The organism is Rhizobium sp. TBD182 (assembly GCF_001950375.1).
Classification (GTDB): Bacteria; Pseudomonadota; Alphaproteobacteria; order Rhizobiales; family Rhizobiaceae; genus Agrobacterium; species Agrobacterium tumefaciens.
In genome coordinates this window covers 181228-204796 of the sequence record NZ_BDLN01000006.1, presented here as the reverse complement: position 1 = coordinate 204796, position 23569 = coordinate 181228, and the positions used below count along the sequence as shown (strand labels likewise).

At 56.5% G+C, this 23569-nt stretch carries 19 protein-coding genes; 13 read left to right on the top strand and 6 right to left on the bottom strand.

All coding sequences use genetic code 11. The features are described 5' to 3' along the window. Positions 1-51 precede the first annotated feature (51 nt). The 4 genes from T18_RS18700 to T18_RS18685 all read left to right on the top strand — a co-directional run bounded on the left by T18_RS18700 (position 52) and on the right by T18_RS18685 (position 4945). Positions 52-780 carry a LuxR C-terminal-related transcriptional regulator gene (locus T18_RS18700; RefSeq protein ID WP_038493595.1) on the top strand — a complete coding sequence of 243 codons (729 nt, stop codon included), beginning with the start codon at positions 52-54 and terminating at the stop codon, positions 778-780. Positions 781-996: 216 nt separating this feature from the next. Further along, a complete protein-coding gene (locus T18_RS18695; RefSeq protein WP_038493598.1) occupies positions 997-2400 on the top strand; it encodes a glutamate-1-semialdehyde 2,1-aminomutase in 1404 nt (467 codons plus the stop codon). 117 nt (positions 2401-2517) lie between these two features. Then, positions 2518-3588, top strand: a complete 1071-nt coding sequence (locus T18_RS18690) for an NAD-dependent epimerase/dehydratase family protein (protein WP_003517624.1) — start codon at positions 2518-2520, stop codon at positions 3586-3588. Positions 3589-3601: 13 nt separating this feature from the next. After that, positions 3602-4945 (top strand): DUF4910 domain-containing protein, encoded by a 1344-nt coding sequence (locus T18_RS18685; RefSeq protein ID WP_038493601.1) that lies wholly within the window; start codon positions 3602-3604, stop codon positions 4943-4945. Positions 4946-4949: 4 nt separating this feature from the next. Here the strand turns inward: T18_RS18685 and rfbC are convergent, their stop codons facing one another. Further along, entirely contained in the window at positions 4950-5477 is a 528-nt protein-coding gene (rfbC, locus tag T18_RS18680) for a dTDP-4-dehydrorhamnose 3,5-epimerase (protein ID WP_038493604.1), read from the bottom strand. A 307-nt stretch (positions 5478-5784) separates the two neighbouring features. Here rfbC and T18_RS18675 point away from each other — a divergent pair, with 307 nt between their 5' ends. From T18_RS18675 to T18_RS18645, 7 genes are all read left to right on the top strand, one after another. Then, on the top strand, positions 5785-7077 hold the full coding sequence (locus tag T18_RS18675) for a class I SAM-dependent methyltransferase (RefSeq protein ID WP_038493607.1): 1293 nt from the start codon (positions 5785-5787) through the stop codon (positions 7075-7077). Beyond that, a complete protein-coding gene (locus tag T18_RS18670; protein WP_038493609.1) occupies positions 7074-7886 on the top strand; it encodes a glucose-1-phosphate cytidylyltransferase in 813 nt (270 codons plus the stop codon). Before T18_RS18675 ends, T18_RS18670 begins: the two co-directional genes overlap by 4 nt. Beyond that, the gene (locus T18_RS18665) at positions 7883-8536 is read left to right on the top strand and encodes a PIG-L deacetylase family protein (RefSeq protein WP_026330955.1); all 654 of its coding nucleotides are present in this window, start codon (positions 7883-7885) and stop codon (positions 8534-8536) included. Before T18_RS18670 ends, T18_RS18665 begins: the two co-directional genes overlap by 4 nt. An 86-nt stretch (positions 8537-8622) precedes the next feature. After that, positions 8623-9333 carry a response regulator transcription factor gene (locus T18_RS18660; protein ID WP_038495738.1) on the top strand — a complete coding sequence of 237 codons (711 nt, stop codon included), beginning with the start codon at positions 8623-8625 and terminating at the stop codon, positions 9331-9333. Positions 9334-9387: 54 nt separating this feature from the next. Next, positions 9388-11550 (top strand): GumC family protein, encoded by a 2163-nt coding sequence (locus T18_RS18655; RefSeq protein ID WP_038493612.1) that lies wholly within the window; start codon positions 9388-9390, stop codon positions 11548-11550. Between the two features lie 39 nt (positions 11551-11589). Next, entirely contained in the window at positions 11590-12813 is a 1224-nt protein-coding gene (locus T18_RS18650; protein ID WP_233284956.1) for a polysaccharide biosynthesis/export family protein, read from the top strand. A 223-nt stretch (positions 12814-13036) separates the two neighbouring features. Then, on the top strand, positions 13037-13333 hold the full coding sequence (locus tag T18_RS18645; RefSeq protein ID WP_038493618.1) for a hypothetical protein: 297 nt from the start codon (positions 13037-13039) through the stop codon (positions 13331-13333). Between the two features lie 539 nt (positions 13334-13872). Here T18_RS18645 and T18_RS18640 read toward each other — a convergent pair. From T18_RS18640 to gmd, 3 genes are all read right to left on the bottom strand, one after another. Then, the gene (locus T18_RS18640; protein WP_038493621.1) at positions 13873-16179 is read right to left on the bottom strand and encodes a glycoside hydrolase family 28 protein; all 2307 of its coding nucleotides are present in this window, start codon (positions 16177-16179) and stop codon (positions 13873-13875) included. 176 nt (positions 16180-16355) lie between these two features. After that, positions 16356-17351: a GDP-L-fucose synthase family protein gene (locus T18_RS18635; protein WP_019566378.1), complete on the bottom strand. Its 996-nt coding sequence runs from the start codon at positions 17349-17351 to the stop codon at positions 16356-16358. Then, positions 17335-18405 carry a GDP-mannose 4,6-dehydratase gene (gmd, locus tag T18_RS18630; protein WP_038493624.1) on the bottom strand — a complete coding sequence of 357 codons (1071 nt, stop codon included), beginning with the start codon at positions 18403-18405 and terminating at the stop codon, positions 17335-17337. Before gmd ends, T18_RS18635 begins: the two co-directional genes overlap by 17 nt. Before the next feature lie 42 nt (positions 18406-18447). Here gmd and T18_RS18625 point away from each other — a divergent pair, with 42 nt between their 5' ends. Continuing rightward, on the top strand, positions 18448-19809 hold the full coding sequence (locus tag T18_RS18625) for a class I SAM-dependent methyltransferase (RefSeq protein WP_236760442.1): 1362 nt from the start codon (positions 18448-18450) through the stop codon (positions 19807-19809). A gap of 97 nt (positions 19810-19906) precedes the next feature. On the opposite strand, the gene T18_RS18620 is transcribed toward T18_RS18625, so the two are convergent. Then, positions 19907-20800 carry a LysR family transcriptional regulator gene (locus T18_RS18620; RefSeq protein WP_038493626.1) on the bottom strand — a complete coding sequence of 298 codons (894 nt, stop codon included), beginning with the start codon at positions 20798-20800 and terminating at the stop codon, positions 19907-19909. 115 nt (positions 20801-20915) lie between these two features. After that, on the bottom strand, positions 20916-21977 hold the full coding sequence (locus tag T18_RS18615) for an alpha/beta hydrolase (RefSeq protein WP_121556219.1): 1062 nt from the start codon (positions 21975-21977) through the stop codon (positions 20916-20918). A 392-nt stretch (positions 21978-22369) separates the two neighbouring features. Between T18_RS18615 and T18_RS18610 the strand changes: the two genes are divergently transcribed. Continuing rightward, positions 22370-23557 (top strand): MFS transporter, encoded by a 1188-nt coding sequence (locus T18_RS18610; protein WP_041694691.1) that lies wholly within the window; start codon positions 22370-22372, stop codon positions 23555-23557. The last annotated feature ends 12 nt before the right edge of the window (positions 23558-23569 follow it).

The following is a 23569-nucleotide window of genomic DNA, read 5'->3' as shown; positions in this document are numbered from 1 at the left end:
GCCAAGCCAGACAGATCCGCAAAGCACTCTTTAGCGCGGATAGGACATACCATGCTGACATCAGTTCCCAACAACGGACATAGCCAATTCTCATCAAATTTCCATGTGGTTGCGCACTCGAAACCTATGGAAACTTCAGTCAGAAAGCTGGCGATCATCGATGACCGCGCGCTCGACCGTGAGTGTCTGGCTCAGAGCCTGATCGCATACGGCCTTGATATGGAAGTCGAGTTGTTTTCATCACTCGACGACTGGAGACATGCTCCAAACGGCCAGCATAGCGGCATCCTGGTCAACGTCGGTCGCAGCGATTTTTGTGATGACGTATCCCTCCATGAGTTACGGGAATTCATTGCCGACTTCCCTTATCTGCCGGTCGTCATTCTCGCTGAAAACCGCGATCTGCGTCAGGTCATGAGGGCGTTCGACGCGGGCGTTCGGGGATACATCTCCTCGTCGATAGGACTGGCGGTGTGCGTGGGCGCTATCTCGCTTGCATTGGCGGGCGGCGCGTTCGTATCGGCTGAAAATCTGAGCGATCTCAGGCAGTTGCTCGTAGTTGCGGAAGACAAGGAACGTCAGCGCACGGCCATGTTCACCCAACGTGAGGTCGACGTCATCAACGCCTTGACGCAAGGCAAGCCAAACAAGATCATCGCCTATGAGCTCAATCTTCGTGAAAGCACCGTAAAGGTACATATTCGCAATATCATGAAGAAAGTAGGCGCCAAAAACAGAACGGAAGTGATCTTCAAAATATCCGATCTCTTCAAAAACTAAAATCAAGTGTCGTGCAGTGGACCTATTGCGGAACCATAATTGCCTGCGGGTGTCGGGCCCCGCATGATGCGGACGCATCGGAGCGATTATGACGGGAAGGCTGTACATCTCCTCTAAGCCTTTCGGCTAGCATTCCCAACATAAAGACGGGGTAACGGCCACCGAGCCGGATACGGTAATCTCTGGTCATTGGACATATGGACCCGGGATTGCGCCATGCAAACTTTCGTCGAAAATTTCGAAAACTCGGATCGACTGCGCCAGCGCTCCCGCAACATCATACCGGGCGGTGCACATACCTATGCAAAGGGTGACGACCAGTACCCTGTCCTGTCTCCCGGCTTTATTGAACGGGGATATGGCTGTCATGTCTGGGATGTCGATGGAAATGAATACATCGAGTACGGCATGGGCAATCGGGCTGTCGGCCTTGGCCATGCCTATGCAGACGTCGTAGAGGCCGCGCGTGCGGAACTATACCGCGGCTGCAATTTCACGCGCCCGTCAAAGATCGAGGTGGATTGCGCCTCGACCTTTCTCGATACGATCCAGACGGCCGAAATGGTCAAATTCTGCAAGAACGGTTCCGACGCAACATCCGCCGCGATAAGACTTGCACGGGCTGTTACCGGCCGTGACCTGATCGCGCGCTGCAGCGACCACCCCTTTTTCTCCACTGACGACTGGTTCATCGGAACAACGGAGATGAATGCGGGCATTCCTCAGGCGATCCAGGATCTGGTCCTTGGCTTCAGCTATAATGATCTGGCAAGTGCGCGCAGTCTGTTTGACCGCTTTCCAGGTCGTATCGCCGCCTTTATTTTGGAGCCGTCACGCGGTGATCCGCCTCGGGACCAGTTTCTTCACAAACTCCAGAAGCTTTGTCACGAAAACGGCGCGCTTTTTATTCTCGACGAAATGATCACCGGCTTCCGCTGGGATGCGGGTGGCGCGCAGAAGACATACGATATCGTCCCCGATCTATCCTGTTTCGGCAAGGCGCTGGGGAACGGCTTTTCGATTTCCGCACTTGCCGGCAAGCGGGAGTTCATGGAACGAGGCGGTATCGATCAAACCGATGCCCCCCGCGTCTTCCTGCTTTCGACGACGCATGGCGCGGAAACGCATGCGATGGCGGCGGCCATCGCGACCATGAAAGTTTACACGCAGGAACCCGTGGTCCCACATCTGGTCCGACAGGGAAATTCGCTGCGCGCCGCCATCAGCCAGATCGCAATTGCGCACGGACTGGATTCCTACTTCGGCATTCAGGGCCACTCCGCCTGCCTCAGCTACTTCACGCTGGACCAGACCGGAAAGCCGTCTCAGGCTTTTCGCTCGCTGTTTCTGCAGGAAACCATCCGTCGCGGCCTTCTCGCACCGTCTCTCGTTGTAAGCTACACGCATGAGGACGAGGATATAGCCAAAACGCTTGACGCCATCGATGGAGCGCTCGTCGTCTACCGTAAAGCGCTGGAATACGGCGTCGACAAATTCCTGACGGGACGCCCATCCGAGGTTGTCTTCCGGCGTTTCAACGGCAACGCGCAGCATCACGCCAGCCATGGCTTGGTCATGGCCGACATGCCCGAATTATCGGAAAGCATCCGAAAGCCTTAACCGGCCGAGGCACCTAGACCGTTCGCATTATCGATACAGCCGCTTTGCGCGGTGCATCGATCTCACCTGAAAAGATACGCTCGTTGCAATCGAAAATAGATTTTGAGGGGAAATTTCATGCACGTTCTGGTCACCGGGCATCGCGGATATATCGGCTCCGTCATGGTACCCATCCTGCGCAAGGCGGGTCACGAAGTACACGGCTATGACACTGAATTCTACCATCGCTGCGCTTATGTTCCAGGCGGACCTTTGCCGCAGGTCCCCGGCGTATGCAAGGACATCCGCGATATCCAGCCTTCGGATATGGAAGGTTTCGACGCTGTCATTCATCTTGCAGCGCTTTCCAACGATCCGCTGAGCAATCTCAATCCGGAAATTACCTATGAGATCAATTACCGCGGCAGCGTTCGGGCAGCGCGAGCCGCAAAGCAGGCTGGCGTCAAGCGTTTCATCTTCGCCTCGTCGTGCAGCAACTATGGCGCCGCTGGCGAAGGACTGGTCAACGAGACGGCAGAGCTGAAACCGGTATCGGCCTACGGCACGTCGAAGGTCCTGGCGGAGCGGGAGATTGCAAGCCTCGCGAGCCCCGGCTTCTCGCCGGTCTATATGCGTCCGGCAACAGCGTATGGCCTTTCGCCCATGCTGCGTTTCGATATCGTCCTCAACAACCTGACCGCTTGGGCGGTGACGGAAGGACTGATCCTCCTGAAATCCGACGGATCGCCATGGCGCCCAATCGTTCACATCGAGGATATTTCGCGCGCCTTTCTGGCTGCGCTCGAAGCGCCGACCGATGCAATACACAATCAGGCTTTCAACGTCGGACAGGATGCGCACAACTATCAGATCCGGGAGATCGCCGAAATCGTCGCTCTCACGGTACCTGGATGCCGGCTGCAATATGCGAGCGATGCCAGCCCCGATACCCGTTCCTACCGCGTCGATTTTGGCAAGATCGCCCGTGCGCTTCCGGCGTTCAAACCGACATGGACGGCGGCCGCGGGTGCCGAGCAACTCTACCGGGCCTACAAGAGCGCCGGCCTGACAATGGCCGAATTCGAGGGACCGCACTATCAGCGGATCGGCCAGCTCCAGAAGCTGATCGGCGACAAGGATATCGACATCAACCTGCGCCGCCCCATGGCCGCGCCGCGCCAGAACGCCGATATTGCGGCATCGGTTTAAACAGGAGGCCCGGATGGGCAAGATGGAGCCCGGTGCAAAGCTGACAGGCGATGCATGGAGAGAGGCAGGTATCGGCCAGACTATCCATGATCTGGCTTCCCGCCTCTTTCCGATCTGTCGCAGCATCACCGGCAAAGGCGTGCGCGATACGATCAATATCCTTAAAGACTATATCGATATCGAGCAGCGCGCCGTCCCAAGCGGGACGCGGGTTTTCGACTGGACGGTGCCCCAGGAATGGAACGTCCGGGACGCCTATGTGAAGAACGCGGCGGGACGCAAGGTGATCGATTTCCAAATGTTGAACCTGCATCTCATGAGCTACAGCATCCCTCAACGTCGTGTGATGCCGCTGGCCGAACTGCAAGCGCACATCTACACCTTGCCGGCACAACCCGATCTCATTCCTTACAAAACAGCCTACTACACGGATGCCTGGGGCTTTTGCATGTCGCATCATGAATTCCTCAAGCTAGAGGAAGGCGACTATGAGGTCGTCATCGACACCGAAAAGGCGTCAGGCAATCTGTATTACGGCGAATATCTGCATATCGGACAAAGTACCGAAGAGGTGCTTCTCTTCGCGCATATCTGTCACCCGTCGCTCGCAAACGACAATTGTTCCGGCCTGGCATTGCTGACGTGTCTTGCTGCAGGCCTGAAAAGCAGGTCCACATATTACAGCTACAGGTTCGTCTTCGCACCCGGAACGATCGGCTCCCTGTCATGGCTTGCGCAAAACGAAGACGGGATATCGAACATTGCGCATGGTCTTGTGGTTTCGTGCATAGGTGACGGGGGCGGGCCGAACTACAAGCGCAGCCGCAGGGGAGATGCACTGATCGACCGGATCGCCGCCTGCACCCGCTGCGGAGAGGATCGCAAACATCTGGCAATCGCCGACTTCATTCCCTACGGCTATGACGAGCGCCAGTTCTGTTCGCCGGGCTTCAACCTGCCGGTCGGACTATTGCAAAGAAGCGCTTTCGGAACCTTTCCCGAATATCACACCTCGGCCGATAATCTCGACTTCATCCGGCCCGAACATCTCGACTCATCCTTTTGGATGATCATGGACATGATCGATGCTCTCGAAGACAACTGGACGCCGTTGAACCTTCGGCCCAAGGGTGAGCCACAGCTGGGAAAATACGGGCTTTTTCCTGCGATAGGCGGCCATAAGACGAATGACGACCGCACCATGGCCTATCTATGGATACTCAACCTCGCCGATGGAACCAACTCACTACTGGATATCGCCGAAAGGTCTAAAATGCCGTTTGTCGATATTGCGAGCGCTGCCGGCAGACTGCTCGAGGCGGGTCTTGTCTCGAACCTCGGTTTCCTGACGCGCTAGACCTTCATTGCAAAGCGGGCCAACCGAGGTCCTTTTCCGATATGACCGAGGGCGGCGCGGGCCATTCTACACCTATCGCGGTCTCGTCATACCGGATCCCTGCCGCACTTGCCTCGGCATAGGGCACCGAAATCAAATAGGACACAGCAACGTCGTCGCTGAGCGACTGGAAGCCGTGTGCAAAACCCTCGGGAATGTAGAACTGCGCGCCATTGTCGGCCGACAACACCGTGCCAACCCATTGCAGATAGGTGGGCGAGCCGCGGCGCAGATCGACGGCGACATCCCAGATCGATCCTTTGACGCAGGAAACCAGCTTTGTCTCCTGATGCGGCGGTCGCTGGAAATGCAGCCCTCGTACCGTGTGTTTCAGCTTCGATAGAGAAAGGCTGTGCTGACTGAAGTCCGATACCAGCGCGTTGCTCTCAAATTCGCGTTTGCAGAACGTCCTGGCAAAAGAGCCGCGACTGTCCCGCACAGGCACCGTATTGACGACCCAGAGCCCCTCGATTTTCGTCTTCTCAAACAGCATTCGGCGCTCCTGATGCAATCCCGTATTCAAGAAGAATTCTCCGCCATTTCAGCGGCTCCGGAATACACCCATAGGCAGCACCATACCTTGAAGGCGGGCTGGCAAATAAGTCACCCTTTCGGTTGCGGAAACCAGCCGCCGGAAGCGAATTTTAGCGGATTCCAATATAACCCTACGGCTTATGGATGACGTTTTCGAGCCGAATGCAGTATCGTCACCCACCCCGATCCATAGTATTTTTTCCAGTTAATAAAAGAATTTTCTGAAATTCACTCGAAGACAATGCGATGAAATCAGGGGGCGTCAGATGAATAATGAGGCAGTTTTTTCTGCAAGACTGAGCTCGACGCATCACGTCGGGCTTTGCCGTCTTTGCAGCTCGCCATTGGTGCATACCTTCGTCGATCTTGGAATGTCTCCGCCCTGCGAAAGCTTCGTCGCAGCTGACGCAGCCAACGACGTCGAGCCGTTTTATCCGCTCCACGCATTCGTTTGCGACGAATGCTTCCTCGTCCAGCTTCAGGAATATGTGGCGCCCGAGAATATTTTCACGGAGTACGCGTATTTCTCCTCGTTCTCGGACAGTTGGGTCGCTCACGCAAAGCGATACTGCGACATGGTCATCGAGCGCTTCGCGCTTGGCGAATCCAGTTTCGTTGTCGAGCTTGCCAGCAACGACGGTTACCTGCTGCAACATTTCCTGACCAGCAACATCCCGATGCTGGGAATTGAACCGGCGGTCAACGTCGCAAAGGTGGCGATCGGCAAAGGTATTCCGACACTGACTGAATTTTTCAACGAGGCTCTAGCAACCGATATGGCGGCCAGAGGCCAACAAGCCGATCTCATCATCGGCAACAATGTCCTTGCCCAGGTGCCTGATATCAACGATTTCGTCGCCGGTATGAAAGTGCTGCTCAAGCCTGAAGGCGTCATCACCCTTGAGTTCCCGCATATCGAAAAGCTAATCGCGGAAAACCAGTTCGACACCATCTATCACGAGCACTTTTCCTACTTCTCATTGCTGACCATAGAAAAAATGGCCCGCCGTCATGGGCTAAAGGTTTTCGATGTCGAAGAGATCCCCACACATGGCGGTTCGCTGCGGGTCTTTTTCTCGCACGAGGACAGCAAGTTCCCGCGTGAAGCCCGCGTGGATAGCCTCCTGGAACGGGAGCTGAATGCCGGGCTCGACAGAATAGAGACCTATACGGCCTTCTCCGAAGCCGTGCGCCAGACAAAGCGAAACCTCCTGTCTTTCCTCATCCGCCTCAAGGAGATGCGCAAATCGATCTGCGCCTATGGCGCACCGGGAAAGGGCAACACGCTACTAAATTATTGCGGTATCGGCACCGATTTCATCGATTTTGCAGTCGATCGCAATCCTTACAAACATGGTCGCCTCACGCCGGGAATGCATATTCCGATCCGGCCCGTGAGCGAAATCCAGCGCATGAAGCCGGATTACGTTCTCATTCTCCCCTGGAACCTCAAGAATGAGATCGTTGCACAAATGAACGACATCAGAAACTGGGGCGGGAAATTCGTCGTTCCAATTCCCGACATATCCATCATTGATCCGAAGGAGTTGGTACAATGAAGGTCGTCTTGTTCTGTGGCGGCAGGGGTACTCGCATCAGGGAATATTCCGAAAGCGTCCCGAAACCGCTGATCCCGCTCGGGTCTCAACCGATCATGCGGCATGTCATGCAATATTACGCCCGTTTTGGGCATGAGGACTTCATCCTCTGCCTTGGCTACAAGGCGCACGTCATAAAAGAATTCTTCCTCAACAGCCGGCCGGAAAGCTATGCCGATTGCGTCATATCGAGCCCCGGACGCGTGGAATTGCTCGAGGAACTGCCAAGGGACTGGCGCGTATCCCTGATCGATACGGGGATATTGCGCAATATAGGCGAGCGCCTCTGGGCCGTACGTCATCATCTCAAGGGCGAGAAGATGTTCCTTGCCAATTATAGCGACGGCCTGACCGACGTCGATCTCGACGACATGATTGACCAATTCGAAAAGAGCGACAAGCTCGCCTGTTTTCTGGCTGTCAGACCGCCCCTCACTTACCACCTGGCGGAGATCGACGAGAGCGGAAGGGTCCGGGAATTTCGGTCGTCGGAAACATCCGACATGTGGATAAACGGCGGCTACTTCCTGATGCGACCAGAAATTTTCGACTACATGCGCGAGGGTGAGGAACTCGTGCTGGAACCGTTCTCGAGGTTGATTTCTGAAGATAAATTGATGGCCTACAAACATGAGGGTTTCTGGCGGTCAATGGATACGCTGCGCGACTGGCAGACGTTGGAGGCAATGGTAGAGCGTGGTGACATGCCATGGATTGGAGACGATGCCTCGATGGCACGAAAGTCGTCAAACACGAAGCTGCTGCCATGAAAAACATGTCCCTCGCTTCCGCCGGTGATCGTCTGTCGATCCTTTGTCTCGGAGCTCACTCCGACGACATTGAGATCGGCGTCGGAGGCACGGTACTCAGCCTGCTTTCAAAGGGCGTGTTGCTCGATGTCTATTGGTGCGTCCTCAGTGCCGGTAACGAGCGCGCCCTGGAGGCACGCAGTTCCGCCGAAGCTTTTCTTGCAAAAGCAGCATCCTACTCGATTGAACTGGCATCGTTTCAGGACAGCTACTTTCCCTCGCAGAGCCGCGAGATCAAGTCATGGCTGCTGACATTGCGCGACAAAGTCAGTCCCGACGTCATATTCACGCATAGCCGCGAGGACGCGCATCAGGATCACCGCGAAATCAACAGGCTCACATCCAACATCTTCAGAAATCACCTGATCATGGAATACGAAATCCCGAAATGGGACGGCGATTTCGGCAGAAGAAACGCCTACGTGCCGTTGAGCGAAGACGCGATGAACATGAAGGTCGAGCTTCTCTTGCAGCATTTTGGAACACAGAGATCCAAGGACTGGTTCGATGCGGATACCTTTCGCGGTCTGGCGCGGCTGCGGGGAATGGAATGCCGTGCGCCTACACGTTTTGCGGAAGCCTTTACCGTCAGGAAGCTGACGTTCGCCTGAACAGGCAGAAGGCCCGTTTACGGTACGAAATCGACGTTTTGCGGAAATTAAAAGAAACCAAAAACAATACAGGGGGCATTGTCGTCATGATCCAGAACCACATCTCCGAAAACCCGCCGGAAGGCGCACTGCATCCGCAGGCCGCAGCAAGTGCGGCTGGCTATATCGCCATCATAGATCGTCGCATGCTGGAGCGGGAATGCCTCGCCCATAGTCTCAACTATCAATATGCGGACAGGCGCATCCTGACCTTCTCCGATCTCGGCGAATGGCAACAGGCACGCGCGGAAATCGGCATGCCTGCGGCAGTTCTGGTCAGCGCCTGGCCCGGTCCGTCCGCAGAGACAAACCGCGATCTTGCAGAGATTGTGGCTGCCGTGTCTCCGGCCGCCGTCGTCGTGCTCTCTGACGATCAGGATATCAATACCATTCTGGATACGATCGCTCTTGGCGTGCGCGGGTACATATCGAGTTCCGTCAGCATCGACGTCTGCGTCCAGGCGATCAGTCTTGCAATCGCGGGCGGCCGTTTCATACCAGCCAGCAGCGTCATGAACATGAAAAGTCTGTTCGGCCTGACTGCACACGCATCCGTTCCTCCGACGAAATTTACAAGCCGTCAATCGGCTATTGCGGAGGCCTTGCGGTGCGGAAAGGCGAACAAGGATATCGCTCTGGAGCTGAACCTTTGTGAAAGCACCATCAAGGTGCATATCCGCAATATCATGAAGAAGCTTGGAGCAACGAACCGCACGGAAGTTGCCTGCAAGATCGGCGACATGGCGTACGACCGCTAAGCACACGACATCCACTGACCGCTACCGAACGCCCCGCTTACAGCAGGAACCGTCATGATCCAGTCGTCATCATCTCCGGTTGAGCAGGAAGGTATTTCCCGCTTCATATCCATACTGCGGGAGCGGCGCAGAGCCGTCTTCATCTGCTTTCTCGTCAGTTTCGCAATCGCGGCAATCGGCTATGCGCTAACCCCCATCCGTTACAAGGCCGAGGCAACCCTTGCGCTTGATGTCCGCAAGCTTCAGGCGCTCCCCACCGAATCCGTGGTCTCTCCGCTGCCGCAGGAAAGCCCGGTGCTTCGAACCGAACTCGACATCATCGGGTCGAGGTCCATGGCGGAACGGGTTCTCGTCATCCTGCAAAAAGATCGACTGCTCGAAGGGCGGCAACCCAACTCCGACCGGGCGGACGCCGACGCGATCGTGCTTGGCAACGACGCCGAGACATCGAAAATGATCGATAACCTCATGACCAATGTTCGTGTGATGAATGATGGCCGGTCGTATACAATCTACATATCCTATTACGCCAACGATCCGGCGCTTGCCGCGAAAGTCGCCAATGCTTTCGGAGCAGCCTATATCGACTATCAGATCGACCTCCAGACAACGGCAACCCGGCGTGTCAGCGCATGGCTCGGGGAGCGGCTGGTCAGTCTTCGGACTGAACTCGAGGAGTCTGAACGCCAGGCCTCGCAATTTCGCGAAAAATCCGGATTGATAGACACTGGTGGTCTTCCGTTGCAGTCGCAGCGTCTTTCAAGTCTAAATGTCGAGCTGACAACGCTACAGGCCAAGTTGGCGGGGTCAAGGGCGCGCCTGGCCACAGCGCTCGAACTGCAGAAAAGCGGTGACGGGCTCGGGATTACCGAAGTTCTGTCCTCACCATCAATCCAGCTTTTAAGGGCCGAGCAGGCAAGGGTCATCAGGGCCATTGCCCAGATCGATGAAAGCGGCGCCGTCATGAGTCCAGAGCGGCCGCAGTTATCCTCCCAGCTCAGTTCACTCAACAAGCAGATCGATTCAGAGATCGCCCAGATCATCGCTGCATTGCGCAACGAGATCGAGGTCAACGAAAAACAGCGGCAGGAAGTAGAGGCCAGCCTCAATGATGTGCAACGCGCCATTTCCACGACGGATATGGCAATGGTTCAATCCGGGCAACTTGACCGGGAAGCAGCAGCGAACCGCTCGATCTACGAGACATACCTCGCACGCTACAAGCAGACCATCGAACAGGACGGTATCGCAACTGCCGAGGCGCGGATCATATCGAGCGCCATGCCTTCCCGTAAACCGACCAGTCCTGACGAGCGTCTGTGGGCACTGGTCGCGCTTCTTCTCGGTTGCAGCACCGGTTTGGCGGCAGCTTTTATCCTGAACTTTACGGACCGGTCCGTTGGCTCCATCACGTCTCTTCAACAGAAAACCGGACTGAACGTCATCGGGAGCATTCCACGCATTTCCTTTAGAGAGCTCCAGAACACGCCCGGAAAATTCAGCAGCGGCGCGGCGGATTTCTACAGCGCGTTTGCCGACCTTCAGACCCACATACAGTTGGCCGAGAGCAAGGCGAAAGTGATAGCCTTCACCTCTTCGGCCGATGGGGAAGGCAAGACGTTCGTGATCGCCAATCTTGCCAGATCTCTTGCGATGAGCGGCGTTAATCTGCTGCTGATCGATGCCAATCTGCGGAACCCGGCTCTCGGGGGGGAATTCGATGTGGGATCGACGTCGCATGTTGGCCAGGCGGTCAGCCGTGAGGTGTCTCTGGACGACATCATCCAACGCGATCAGGCCTCCGGGGTCGATATCATCGTCGCCGAGAAAAGCGACCTGCCGCCAAATCTTGTTCTTGGAAGCAAGCGCTTCGCCGGCCTGATTGCAGAGGCGAGACAGCGATACGAACTGGTATTGATCGAGGCCCCATCCGTTTCCCATGACCTGGACCTGTTGCGGATCGCCACCCTGTCGGATGCCGTATCATTCGTGGTCCGGCAGGACGTCGCAGATGGCACGGGCATGAAAAATGCCGTCATCAAGCTGCGGGTCGCGGGACGGCCGATCACAGGCATCATCCTCAACGGAATCCGACGCCCGAAAAAGCGCCACCCCCCGGTCTGGCCGAGGATTTTCCGGGACTGGAATACTCATTTCAAGCTGCGGAAACGGGCGACCAGTCTGCGCCCCCCGGCTGTCGTCCATAGCGAGAGGTGAAACATGCGCTTCGTGACAAGGTCCAGGGGCTTTTCCCTGATGATGACCAGCACCACCTTTCTGTCTCTGGCCGTTTGCCAATTACCGGCCGCCGCAGATGGCACGAACTACAAGGTCGCTACCGGCGACGTCTTGACAATCTCCGTCTATGGCGACCCGGGCCTGACCGGCCTCTTCCCCGTCAGTGCAGATGGAACAATCGGTTATCCGCTTCTTGGCAACGTCAACGTGGTCGACCAGACAGTGAACGAAATCGGTGCGCGGATCAGCCGCGATCTGGCAAGCCATGTGGCAAACCGCTCCGTTGCCGTTGCGGTCAAGGAATATGCTCCGATCTTCGTTGTCGGCGACGTTCAGAAGCCGGGAAAATATGAATACCGTCCCGGCATGATCGTGCTTGAGCTCTTCGCACTCGGCGGCGGATTGCGCGAGTCGAATGCACAGAGGGATACCTCGGGCATACAGTTGATCTCGGCCCAGCAGGAATATGAAGACATGTCGATGCAACTCCTGTCGCAGGATATCCGGCGCGTCCGACTGGAAGCGGAACTCAACGACACCGAATTTGAGTATAAGGGCGACGAAATCGGACTTGTCCGGGATCGCACCGCACTGGAGAAGATCGTAGAATCTGAAAAAAGTCTGTTTCGCCTTCGCCTCTCGGCGCAGCAAGACGAAAAGACAAACCTCGAGGTCCAACGACAGAACTTCATTCAGGAGATAGACACGCTCCAGAAAAGCAACGTCATGCGCACCCAGCAACTAGAGTTGCTCGACATGGACGTCAACGCATCGAAGGAACTTGTCACGCGCGGTGCAGCCTCAGAATCAGCACTGAGAGAGCGTAAGCGCGAACTACTATCCATGAACCAGCAGGTGCTGGAATCGACATCGTTTCTGGCGCGCGCGCAACAAAACAAAAGCGAAGTAGAGCGGCGTATTCTGGAGCTGAAAAGCAAAAGGCACAATGACGCTGCGACCGAATTGCGGGAAACCTCCCTGGACATCATGCGTTTGAAGAAAAAGCTGGCCTTCAGCCTTCAATCCATGGCCGAGATCGGCTCGACGGCGCGGCGGGTTTCCAGCCTCGAGGACATGATCCAAACAAAATTCTTCATCGTGCGTCAGGTTGCAGGTACATACCGCGAAACAGCTGCGGACGAGCATACGCAGGTCCGGGCGGGAGACGTTGTGCGCGTCCGCCTGTCGGTATCCGGCAGAGACCCTGTTTCAGCGGCAGTCGTCACAGGAAGCGTCAACTAAGAGAGACGAGCGTCTCCGACGCCCCTGCTTGAGCGGCCCTGAAAGCAGCTACCGCTTTTGGAGAGCTATAGCGCCATGTCGCAATTTGCTATCCTCAATAGTGCCCTCCAGCGGTCTCGCAGGACCAGCACCAATCAGCAGAGTTTGCCGGCGTTCCGATCGGTAGGATCTCGATTTCCTCCACAGAATAGAAACGACCGGTACCACTGCCAGGGAGACGGAGATGGAATCTGCGAACGTTCCGGTTGGTTATCATATGGTCAGGCAGCGTGCCGTCATCATCGTGAACGGCGAGAAAGGGCTGCAGCCCGTCCATGTGACAGAGGATGCCCTGAACGACATCCAGTCCCCACCGCGGTGCGATGCGCAACGTCTGGCGCAATTCGTCGACGTGTTTGCAACGATAGCGGCATCCAAAATCGAGAAGGGAATGTTCGCGTTCGATGGACGGATCTGGATCACAGCGACCGACGTGCATGCCTGGCTCAATTTGGCGGCGGAAAACGGGGCCGCCAAGTAACGTCTCTCAACCTCTAACGCTTTTGTCCCTATACTTTTACCCCAAGCGCGAAAATTCGGCACACAGCACATGGATGGATGCGAACCCTACCGCTTATAGCTAGATTGAACCGAAACGATAAAAGCGGTTTGTAAGAGTAACCCGTCGCCCCCTGATACTTTGGCGGGTCCCTGGCAACCGGGGTTACCCGGTAACTGGGAGGGCTCGCTCGTTCAACCGGGCGAGCCTATTTGCGTTCGGCACAAACCGTCACCAGCGCCGCGCAAATCTTGTTGCGCCGACGGGTTGAGATTGAAATTTGCAAGAATATTACCTCGTCAAACTGGAACCACAGATCGCTCGCCACTCATGGAGTAACGAACGATCCGTCGGTCCCCTCGCCTGAACTGAAAACCGTCGAGCCTTAATCTAAACGGCCCGTGGCATCGCATTGCCTTGATTGATTGAGCCATATTCGCCACTTTCCGGCAGCTCGTCAATTCACCGCAGATACGTCATTAGAGGTACCTTGCCGGGGTTTTCGGGGAATAGAATCCGGTTCAATCAGGTGTTAGCCTTGCAGCATTGGAGGACGATTTAACGGTGCCGGCCTTTGGCCCCTCGTTTCCCACTGCAAAACCGCTCCATGTAGAGCCGACATTTATCCAGCTGTTCTGCGGATGCATCGTCACGAAACCCGCACTTTGAACGGGCCCTGGCGTTCCTCGGGTAAAATGATTGTCGTAGAGCACCGTGTTGATCCGCCTTGAGCGTTCGGCCGGTCCGGCCTTGAAGCTGCCATCGTGCGTCCACATGAGTTTGTAGGCATCTACGAAGCCGTAACGGACGTTGGCGAAGGTATTTCCATCGAAGACCGTCCCATTATAGTCGGCGCCGGAGTGGTTCCAGGTTTCATATTCGACGCCGATATAGGCGATATCCGTGAACCTGTTCCTGCGATAAATATTCCCCAGACCGCCCCAGATGCCGGCAACCCCGGAATCCGCGAATGTCGTGCCGACATAGAGGCCGCTGTTGCTGCGTGTCACACTGTTGTTGGAATATTGCAGGAAATACGGGCTGAGTCCCCGCGTCGAGTCCAGCGCAACCGTCATCATGCCGTGTCGCATCTGGGAGATGCGGTTGCTGTCGACCACCACGTCATAGACGTTGCCGTAGAGAAGAACGCCGGTGGAATCGGAATCGTGCTCCGCATAGCTTGCCCTGCCATCGAACACATTATCGTATATCACGGCCCTCGATGCGGTCGCTGCCAGAGCAAAACGGCTCGTTCGATCCGGCACGACATTCCAGGGTTGCTCGAGCAGAACAACAGAACCGTCCGTCGACGCGATGTGACGGTGTTGCCCGGCCCCTCGCCCGCCAACGATGACGAGATCGAATCCGCCCGGCTTGGTATCCTCCAGATCCGACAGGGACTTGAAGGTAACCGAGCTCGAGGAAGCGCGGACGAAATCGTTTTTAAGCTTGCTCCCGACGATCTCGAAGCAGATCTGTTCGCCCTTGTTGCAATCGACCTTGGTGCAGTCGTGGGGCGCGGCGTTTCGCGAGATGTTTTTCTCAAAATAGAGGTTTCGCATGCTCCCGAAATGCGCCTGGCCAACAAAAAAACGTCCGATGCCATGACCGTCGTCGCGGCTTTCATCCGCATTTGTCAGCTCGTTGCCCGTCATGGCGAAATCGCGCCCACCCCATAGCGCGACGACGGATTCGCCGTAACCCGTCATCCGAAACCGATTGTTGGAGAAAAACACCTGCCGGCTCGCGCCGTAAAAGGATCCGTTCTCGATCAGCTCGGACGAATGCACAAAAAGACCTACGGTGTCCTGAGCATCGAACGCTGGCACGCCCCAGGCGTCGATACGTACGGAATCCAGCCGTGTGTTTTTGGCGTTGCGCAAAGCAAGAAGAGGTTTACCCGCAATGTTGCGGTTGGCATTGAGGGTCAGGTTTCCGAACCGGGTGTCGTCGCCGTTAACGACAACCATGCTCTGATCAATCCTGTGGTTCAGCCTGATCTCCGTTTTGTTCACCCCTTCCCCGAACCACGCCACATTGGCGGGCGCAATCAAAGGCTTTGTCACGAGATAAATCCCGGCGGGGAAATACAAAACCGATGGCGCCGTTGCGGCCGCGGCGTCGAGCGCACGCAAAATGGCTGCGGTGTCGTCGGTCATGCCATCGCCCGTTGCACCGAACTGCCTGGCATCGATGCGCTTTTTATCCTGCGCCGCCCATGGCGATTGCGACAGGACCTCAAGTGTCAGCGGACCGCTCCAGCCGAAGCGGCCGCCATGCGTATTGTGAACCCAGACTTCATAGTTACCCGGTGGCAGAGCCGGCACCTCGAAATCGACCTTGAAGGGGTTGACGGAGATTGCCGGAACATACGACCCGGCAACAGCGACCGGCTTGATATAGAGATAGGATTGGCTGGTCCCGTTGGACCGCGAAAGGTTGCGTCCATAGACCGAGACGATGGCTCCCGGCGCTGCGGCATCGGGCCCGATCCACCAGCTTTCCGTGCGATTGATTGCGAAGCTGCGCCCTTGAACAGTGCTACCCTGGGGCCTGATCAGGTAGGTGGACCATGAAGGAAGCGTGGCTGGCAGCAGCAGCGTCGCCGCCGTCTCGTCAGCCGTCAGCGACGCCAACGGCGTCACCACGCCCTCCGCGGCACCGGGGTGTTGCGAAAAGACTTCGAAACCCGTTCGTCCATCAAGATCGACACCGGTCATCGAGACAACCTCGCCAGGGCCCGCCGTTCTCGAAATTTCCGCGATTGCCGGCCCCTTGCCGCCTACCCCTGTCCACGGCGGATTGAAGGCATCCGCATCATCCGGCAATCGTGGTTCTGGAACAGGTATCGGGAAACCGAACTGGCGTGGATCAGGTTGGCTGCCTTGCTTTTGCTCTTGCTCTAGCCCTCCCCGCACCGCAGGCTGCCCGGCAGACGAGAGACCCGAAAATGCGAGCACAAGGGCGGCAAGCAAAATCGATAATATCAGGGCATTTGGCGATCTCATCTTGCCGCTTGTCGTAACATATCCGATTGCAGCGACTTCGGTTGTCGCCACCACTCATACAAATCCTGAATTCCGTATCTGAGCTCGACCGTCGAGTTCCAGCCAAGCGCGTTGAGCCGCGAGCAATCGAGCAGCTTTCTGGGGGCTCCATCCGGTTTGCTGGTGTCAAAAACGATCTGCCCATCGTAGCCGACGATGCCTGCAATCAGGTGGGCGAGATTTCGGATGGATATCTCCCGCCCCGAGCCGATGTTGATCAGCGGAAAATGCGCCGATGATTTCATGAGGAAGCAACAGGCATCCGCCAGATCGTCCACATGGAGAAACTCGCGCAGAGGACTGCCCGTACCCCATAGTACAATCTTGTTCTGGCCGCTGATTTTCGCTTCATGCATTCTCCTGATCATCGCAGGAATGACGTGTGAGCTTTGCGGATCGAAATTGTCGTTCAGCCCGTAAATATTGGTCGGCATGACGGAGACGCAATTCAGGCCGTACTGACTGGAGTAGAATTGGGAAAGCTTGAGCGCCGCGATCTTCGCAATCGCGTAGGCCTCGTTGGTCGGCTCCAAGGGGCCTGTCAAAAGGGAATTTTCCGTGATCGGCTGTGCTGCGAATTTCGGATAAATGCAGCTAGATCCCATCCAGAGAAGCTTTTCAACACCGATATCGGCAGCTGATTTCATGATATTCATCGAAATTAGCGTATTGGTGTAAAGAAAGTCCGCCGGATAGGCCGCATTTGCCGCGATGCCTCCAACCTTGGCGGCAGCGACAAAAATGACCTCAGGTCTTGCCGCCGCCATCCATTGCTCCGTCTCGTACTGTCGGGTCAGATCAAGCTCGCTGCGAGAGACTTTGAGAATTTCGCAATTTTCGCGCTGGAGACGTCGCACGAGTGCCGAGCCGACCATTCCGGTATGGCCGGCAACCCAGACGCGCTTGCCATTCAAGCTGAACGGGATTTCTTGCGATTTATGCGACGAATTCATTTCTTCCCTCTTCCAACATCACGAGGCGAAGATCCGCTTCGACCATTTCCTGAACGAGGTCGCAAAAGGAAGTCGAGTGGCTCCAGTTGAGTTTCCTGCGCGCCTTGCTGGGGTCGCCGAGAAGAAAATCCACTTCCGCGGGACGAAAATATCTGGGATCGATTTCGATGATCGTATTGCCGGTTTTGGCGTCGTATCCCACTTCGTCACGGCCATCGCCGTTCCACTCGATGGTCTTGCCGACCACGCCGAAAGCAAGCTCAACGAATTCCCGCACCGTATGTGCCTCGCCGGTTGCGAGCACATAGTCCTCGGGTATTTCCTGCTGCACGATGCGCCACATGCCTTCAACATAATCGCGCGCATGCCCCCAGTCCCTCTTTGCGTCGAGATTACCAAGACGCAGCTTGCTCATGAGACCGCGTTCGATGGCGGCAACGCCGCGCGTGATTTTCCGCGTGACGAATGTCTCCCCGCGAATGGGGCTCTCATGGTTGAAGAGAATGCCGTTGGATGCGTGAAAGCCGTAACTTTCCCGGTAATTGACCGTCATCCAGTATGCGTAGAGTTTTGCCGCAGCATAGGGGCTTCTTGGATAGAACGGCGTACCCTCGTGCTGAGCAACAGTGCCCATCCCCCCGAACAGCTCCGATGTGGACGCCTGATAAAACCGGCAACGGTCGCCGAGGTTCAGAATGCGCATGGCTTCCAGCAGCCTCAGCGTGCCAAGCGCATCCGCATTTGCCGTATATTCCGGCGTCTCGAAGCTGACCTGGACATGGCTCTGGGCGCCGAGATTATAGATCTCGTCGGGCTGGACCTCCTGAATGACCCGGCACAGGTTCGTTGCGTCCGTCAGGTCACCGAAGTGAAGACGAAAGCGAAGGTTTTCCTCGAAGGGATCTTGATAAAGATGATCGATCCGGCCGGTGTTGAATGAGGAAGACCGCCTTTTCAGGCCGTGCACGATATATCCCTTGGCAAGCAGCAATTCACTGAGATAAGCGCCGTCCTGCCCGGTTACGCCGATAATCAAGGCTCTCTTGTCTACCATCCACCACATCTCCCAGCGGTTCCGGCCCCGGATGGCGCCTCCTTGAAAGGTATAACGAGGCCCTGCGCATCGGCAGCATACCAAAAGGGAGAGGACGGCCGGTCAGAACTGGCTGATTCACTGTCCACCACGTCGACATCTGCCTTTAAGAGGAGGCAGGGTGGGTATCCCCGCTTCCGACTTAAGCCTTTTGGTCGAGTTGCAGGTCACGCAGGCCGTGCCAGACTTCAAAAATACAACGCCGGGTCGCGCACGATCTTTACGATAACAGGTAGCGCGAGACGACATCATCTACGGTTCATGGAGGCGGATTGGATGGGTACGTTCGCGACGACTTACGAAAAAATGCAGAACTTCAACTGGCTGACGCGCTTTCTGCATGCAGGCCGCTATCGAAAGCTGCTTGAGGTCCTCGAAACAGTGCAGAAGGACGTCGGCAATCGGAAGGTCAGAATACTGGATATCGGCTGCGGCCCCGGAACCGCGGTCGGACATATTCTGGAAAAGTTCGACGTTGATTACGTCGGTATCGACTACGATCCAATCTTCATCGAGGCCGCGCGCAATCGCTACAGCAACTACGAAAACTGCCGTTTCATCGTCGGCGACGCCACCGACGAGAGCCTTTACGAAACGATCGAGGCCGACATCGTCATCGCGCTGGAAACGCTTGAACATATCCACCTCAACCGCACCGTCCGTGTCATCGAGCACGTGTGCGCGATCGTTCGTCCCCGCATTTTCCTGGTTACGGTACCCGTCGAAGTCGGGCCAGCCGTATGGATCAAGAACTGGGGTTCGGCCCTCATGGGCTATAATCGGCAATCCGGCAATCTGAAAGAGACTTTTTGGGCAGGCTTATACCGGCTGGACCGGGTGCCCGCGCACCATACGTCACATCAGGGTTTCGACTGGCGGTGTCTGGCGCAGCTTATCCGCGTCAACGCGCCCCTGCGCGAAATCCGCAGCCTACCGTTTTCTTTTGTTCCACGCTTGCTCAGTCCGAACGTCGCGCTGATCGCCGAGCCGGTAAAATCGAGGATCGATCTGGCAAACGATGACCCCGAAGCATGGAAGATCAACCATGGCCAGACAACCTGGAACCAACAGCATATTGTCGACGGTGCCGTTGCAACCGATGCTGCGCGCCACGCCAAGTCCTCGTCAACATGGTCGATGCGCCTCAAGGGATTGCTGGGAATGGGCCTCGCCACCATGCCATTTGCCTGGCATCGCTGGTCTTACATCTCCATTTCCCCAGGCGAACTGCACTCATCGCATTTCCTGCTGACGATCGACAAACACTTGCTGCGGCCTCATCAACCGATGGAGGGCGACATTATCGTCCTTGCAGGGCAAGCCATTGTTCAACGCATTTCTGAAGCCAGCTATCTGCTGATCTAGGATAAGGACTTGTCAGCCGTAGCGAGCGCAGAGAAGACGAAAGTCGGACATGGATCGTTCCGGGTTGCGGACATCCAAAGGGGGCCGACAACTCCCGTCAAACCCGATATCGCAGGGCCTCCAAAACCCTGACGAACGCCGGTGATGCCTGGCGACGGCTGGGGTAATAGAGGTAATATCCGTCCCAGGGCGGGGAATATTTCTGCAACACGCGAACCAGCCGGCCGTCTGCGACATAAGGAAGGATCATTTCCTCCGGGATGTAGGCAAGCCCGAAGCCGTCAAGCGCGGCTTCCAGCGAATTGAAACTGTTGTTGAAGGCGAGTTGGCCATCGACCTTGATCTTGATCTCGCGGCCCTTGTCCTCGAACTCCCATACATAAAAGCCGCCGGCACTCGGCAGCCGGAAGTTGATGCAATCATGGCCGACCAGGTCCTTGGGATGCCTCGGGTGTGGTCGGTTCTTGAAGTAGGCGGGCGATCCGACGACAGCGAGACAAAAGTCGGGACCGATCCTTGCGGAGATCATGTCTTTCGCGAGATGTTCACCCATACGCACCCCCGCATCATAACGCTCCGTCACGATGTCGGTCAGTCCGTTGTCGAGGATCAGCTCGACCTTGATGTCGGGATATTGAGGCAAAAATTTCCTGAGTTTGGGCCAGAGGACATAGGTGATCGCGTACTCGGCGGCGACGATACGGATCGTTCCCGCCGGCTTTTCCCTCAGTTCGTTCAACGCATCGACATGCGCTTCGATCTCGTCGAAATGTGGACCGATCCCGTTTAGCAGCCGCTCGCCCGCCTCCGTCGGTGAAACCGCTCTGGTCGTCCGCATCAGGAGACGCACGCCCAACCTGGCTTCAAGCTGGCGAAGTGTGTGGCTCAATGCTGACTGCGATACGCCCAGCTTCGCCGCCGCCCGGGTAAAGCTCTGTTCTCGGGCAACAGCAATGAAAGCTGCAAGATCGTTGACGGTATCGCGTGCCATTCATGAGCCTCCTGCATCCAGACCTGTTGATTATGGCATAATGCTCATGCCGCACTAACAGAAAAAGAGCCCGCTTTGGGCGGGCTCCTGAGCTGTTACGTCACTGCAGGACGTATCAAGCCGACAGGTGCTGCTCAAAGAAGCTGGCGAGCTTGGTGAAGGGGATCACATCCATCTTGTCGTAGAGGTCCGTGTGGCTTGCGCCGGGAATGACATGGAGTTCCTTCGGTTCGGCCGCCGCCGCATACGCGGTCTCTGCGAAATAAAGAGAATGGGCCTTCTCGCCATGAATGAATAGAACCGGGCGCGGCGAAATTTCCGCGATGTAGCTCAGGATCGGCATGTTCATGAACGAAATTGGCGTTGTTTGCGACCAGGCGTTACGGGAGTTGACCGCCCGCTTATGATAACCGCGTGGTGTCGAGTAGTAGTCGTGATAATCGACCATGAACTGCGGCGCGTCGGGTCCGACTTCCGCGTTGTAGGCCGCCTGATAGGCAGGTGTACCCTTTTCCGCATCGACCCACCGCTGGCGGCTCAACTGTTCCAGGGTCGCCGTGCGCTGCTCCAGCGTGACGCTGTCGTTGTAGCCCTTGGACATGACGCGGGTCATATCGTACATGGTGCTGGCAACCACGGCCTTCACACGCTTGTCCGAGGCCACGGCATTGAGCGCCATGCCACCCCAGCCGCAGACACCGATGACGCCGATCCGTTCGCGATCGACTTCGGGACGCAGGCCGATGTAGTCCACAGCCGCGCTGAAATCCTCGGTGTTGATGTCGGGAGACGCGATATTGCGCGGTTCGCCGCCGCTCTCACCTGTATAGGAAGGATCGAATGCCAGAGTGACGAAACCGCGTTCGGCCATCGTCTGTGCGTAAAGGCCGGACGATTGTTCCTTGACCGCGCCAAACGGTCCGCTGACCACGATTGCGGGGTTTCCGACGCTGTTGCGGGTTTTGGGCATGTAGAGGTCGGCCGCCAGGGTGATGCCATAACGGTTTTTGAACGAGACCTTCTGGTGATCGACCTTCTCGCTCCTCGGAAAAACCTTGTCCCAATCCTGCGTCATCTTCAATGTTTGCGCCTCTGCCTTCGATACCGCCATCACTGACGCCGCGCCAATCGCGGCGATGCCGACACCCGTAATCTTGAGAAGGCCACGGCGGCCCATGTCCAGGCCCTCTCCCGTAAAAGCGTTTTCGTTCTGATTGCTCACTTCACTCTCCATTGTCGTTGCCGTGACGAGCGGCCGGTGGGCTGCTTTGAGGGGTGATGCAGCAGCGTCGTTCAAAAGATAGATCGGAGATTGTCGCGAGATTAGACCGCGGCGAAGGCATGCCGTCATGAGCGATATTCATGAATGAACCGAGCCCCTGCATCGACGTGGATAATACGCAAGCAGGCCGGGCGCGGCTAAACAAGACCCTTTGATGAGCATCGTTCATGACTGCATCCCGTGACAGGCGGCTTATTGCAAGATGCTTCATGACTTATGTTCACCTCACTGCCTCCCATCAGCAGCGGAAGACCGTTGAAGCAATAGCCAAGAAAAGCTGCCGTACCATGTCGATAGAAACTACAATTTCCACAGGGGAAGCCAGATCCCGATCCGCAAACTGGGGCGGTGTGTTGGCGATGACGCTCTGCGTTTTCGCCCTGATCGCGTCTGAATTCATGCCTCTCAGCCTGCTGACGCCGATCGCGGATGAACTGCGCATCAGCGAAGGATCGGCCGGACATTCGATCGCGATCTCCGGCGCTTTCGCCGTCGTCACGAGCCTCTTTGTCTCGTATCTCGCGGGAGAGTGGGACCGTAAGCTGCTGTTGCTTGCTCTGACGGCACTGATGGCCCTTTCTGGCGTGACCGTGGCGATCGCACCGAACTATGAAATATTCATGGTCGGGCGCGCGCTCATCGGGATAGTGATCGGTGGGTTCTGGTCCATATCGGTGGCGACAGCCATGCGTCTTGTACCGGAGCATCTCGTTCCCCGAGCGCTTGCAATCTTTAACAGCGGTAACGCGCTGGCAACTGTCGTTGCTCCTCCGCTCGGCGCGTTTCTCGGATCGATCATCGGTTGGCGAGGTGCCTTCTTCACTGTCGTCCCCGTCGCGGCGATCGCATTCCTGTGGCAGCTGGCAAGCCTCCCTTCCATGAAGCCCCTCCCCGGGAAAACGTCAAAGAATGCATTCAGGCTACTGAACCGTCCTTTGATCGCTATCGGCATGGCATCGGTCTCGGTCTTCTTCATGGGCCAGTTCACGCTGTTCACCTATGTCCGCCCGTTTCTCGAAACTGTGACACGAGTAGATATCTCGGTACTCACCTTCATTCTTCTGGGCATCGGAGTTGCCGGCATCGTTGGCACCAGCCTTATCGGTTATTTTCTCGCCAACCGCCTGTATCGCGTTCTGATCGTCATCCCGGCTCTGATGGCGGTGACGGCCGTGATACTTGTTGCCTTCGGCAACAGTCTCCCTGTCGCGGCGATAGCGCTTGCGGTCTGGGGAATGATCGCCACCGCAGCGCCAGTGGGTTGGTGGGCGTGGCTCGCCCGCTCACTGCCGCAGGATGCGGAAGCCGGAGGTGGTCTCATGGTTGCGGTCATCCAGCTTGCGATATCAGCCGGTGCGATAGTGGGCGGATTTCTCTACGACGCATCCGGCTACCGCATGACTTTCCTGGCAAGCGCAGGTTTGCTCCTGGCCGCGTCAGCGCTGGCATTCAAATCATCGAGAATATCCTCGTAAAGAAGTTCGGCA

What these genes read in the sequence shown, in the direction of transcription:
- rfbC (WP_038493604.1), bottom strand. Translation starts at nt 5,477, where the DNA reads ATGCTGTTTGAGAAGACGAAAATCGAGGGGCTCTGGGTCGTCAATACG.
- T18_RS18615 (WP_121556219.1), bottom strand. Translation starts at nt 21,977, where the DNA reads ATGGGCCGCCGTGGCCTTCTCAAGATTACGGGTGTCGGCATCGCCGCG.
- T18_RS18660 (WP_038495738.1), top strand. Translation starts at nt 8,623, where the DNA reads ATGATCCAGAACCACATCTCCGAAAACCCGCCGGAAGGCGCACTGCAT.
- gmd (WP_038493624.1), bottom strand. Translation starts at nt 18,405, where the DNA reads ATGGTAGACAAGAGAGCCTTGATTATCGGCGTAACCGGGCAGGACGGC.
- T18_RS18690 (WP_003517624.1), top strand. Translation starts at nt 2,518, where the DNA reads ATGCACGTTCTGGTCACCGGGCATCGCGGATATATCGGCTCCGTCATG.
- T18_RS18675 (WP_038493607.1), top strand. Translation starts at nt 5,785, where the DNA reads ATGAATAATGAGGCAGTTTTTTCTGCAAGACTGAGCTCGACGCATCAC.
- T18_RS18700 (WP_038493595.1), top strand. Translation starts at nt 52, where the DNA reads ATGCTGACATCAGTTCCCAACAACGGACATAGCCAATTCTCATCAAAT.
- T18_RS18620 (WP_038493626.1), bottom strand. Translation starts at nt 20,800, where the DNA reads ATGGCACGCGATACCGTCAACGATCTTGCAGCTTTCATTGCTGTTGCC.
- T18_RS18695 (WP_038493598.1), top strand. Translation starts at nt 997, where the DNA reads ATGCAAACTTTCGTCGAAAATTTCGAAAACTCGGATCGACTGCGCCAG.
- T18_RS18645 (WP_038493618.1), top strand. Translation starts at nt 13,037, where the DNA reads ATGGAATCTGCGAACGTTCCGGTTGGTTATCATATGGTCAGGCAGCGT.
- T18_RS18670 (WP_038493609.1), top strand. Translation starts at nt 7,074, where the DNA reads ATGAAGGTCGTCTTGTTCTGTGGCGGCAGGGGTACTCGCATCAGGGAA.
- T18_RS18655 (WP_038493612.1), top strand. Translation starts at nt 9,388, where the DNA reads ATGATCCAGTCGTCATCATCTCCGGTTGAGCAGGAAGGTATTTCCCGC.
- T18_RS18665 (WP_026330955.1), top strand. Translation starts at nt 7,883, where the DNA reads ATGAAAAACATGTCCCTCGCTTCCGCCGGTGATCGTCTGTCGATCCTT.
- T18_RS18650 (WP_233284956.1), top strand. Translation starts at nt 11,590, where the DNA reads ATGATGACCAGCACCACCTTTCTGTCTCTGGCCGTTTGCCAATTACCG.
- T18_RS18610 (WP_041694691.1), top strand. Translation starts at nt 22,370, where the DNA reads ATGTCGATAGAAACTACAATTTCCACAGGGGAAGCCAGATCCCGATCC.
- T18_RS18685 (WP_038493601.1), top strand. Translation starts at nt 3,602, where the DNA reads ATGGGCAAGATGGAGCCCGGTGCAAAGCTGACAGGCGATGCATGGAGA.
- T18_RS18635 (WP_019566378.1), bottom strand. Translation starts at nt 17,351, where the DNA reads ATGAATTCGTCGCATAAATCGCAAGAAATCCCGTTCAGCTTGAATGGC.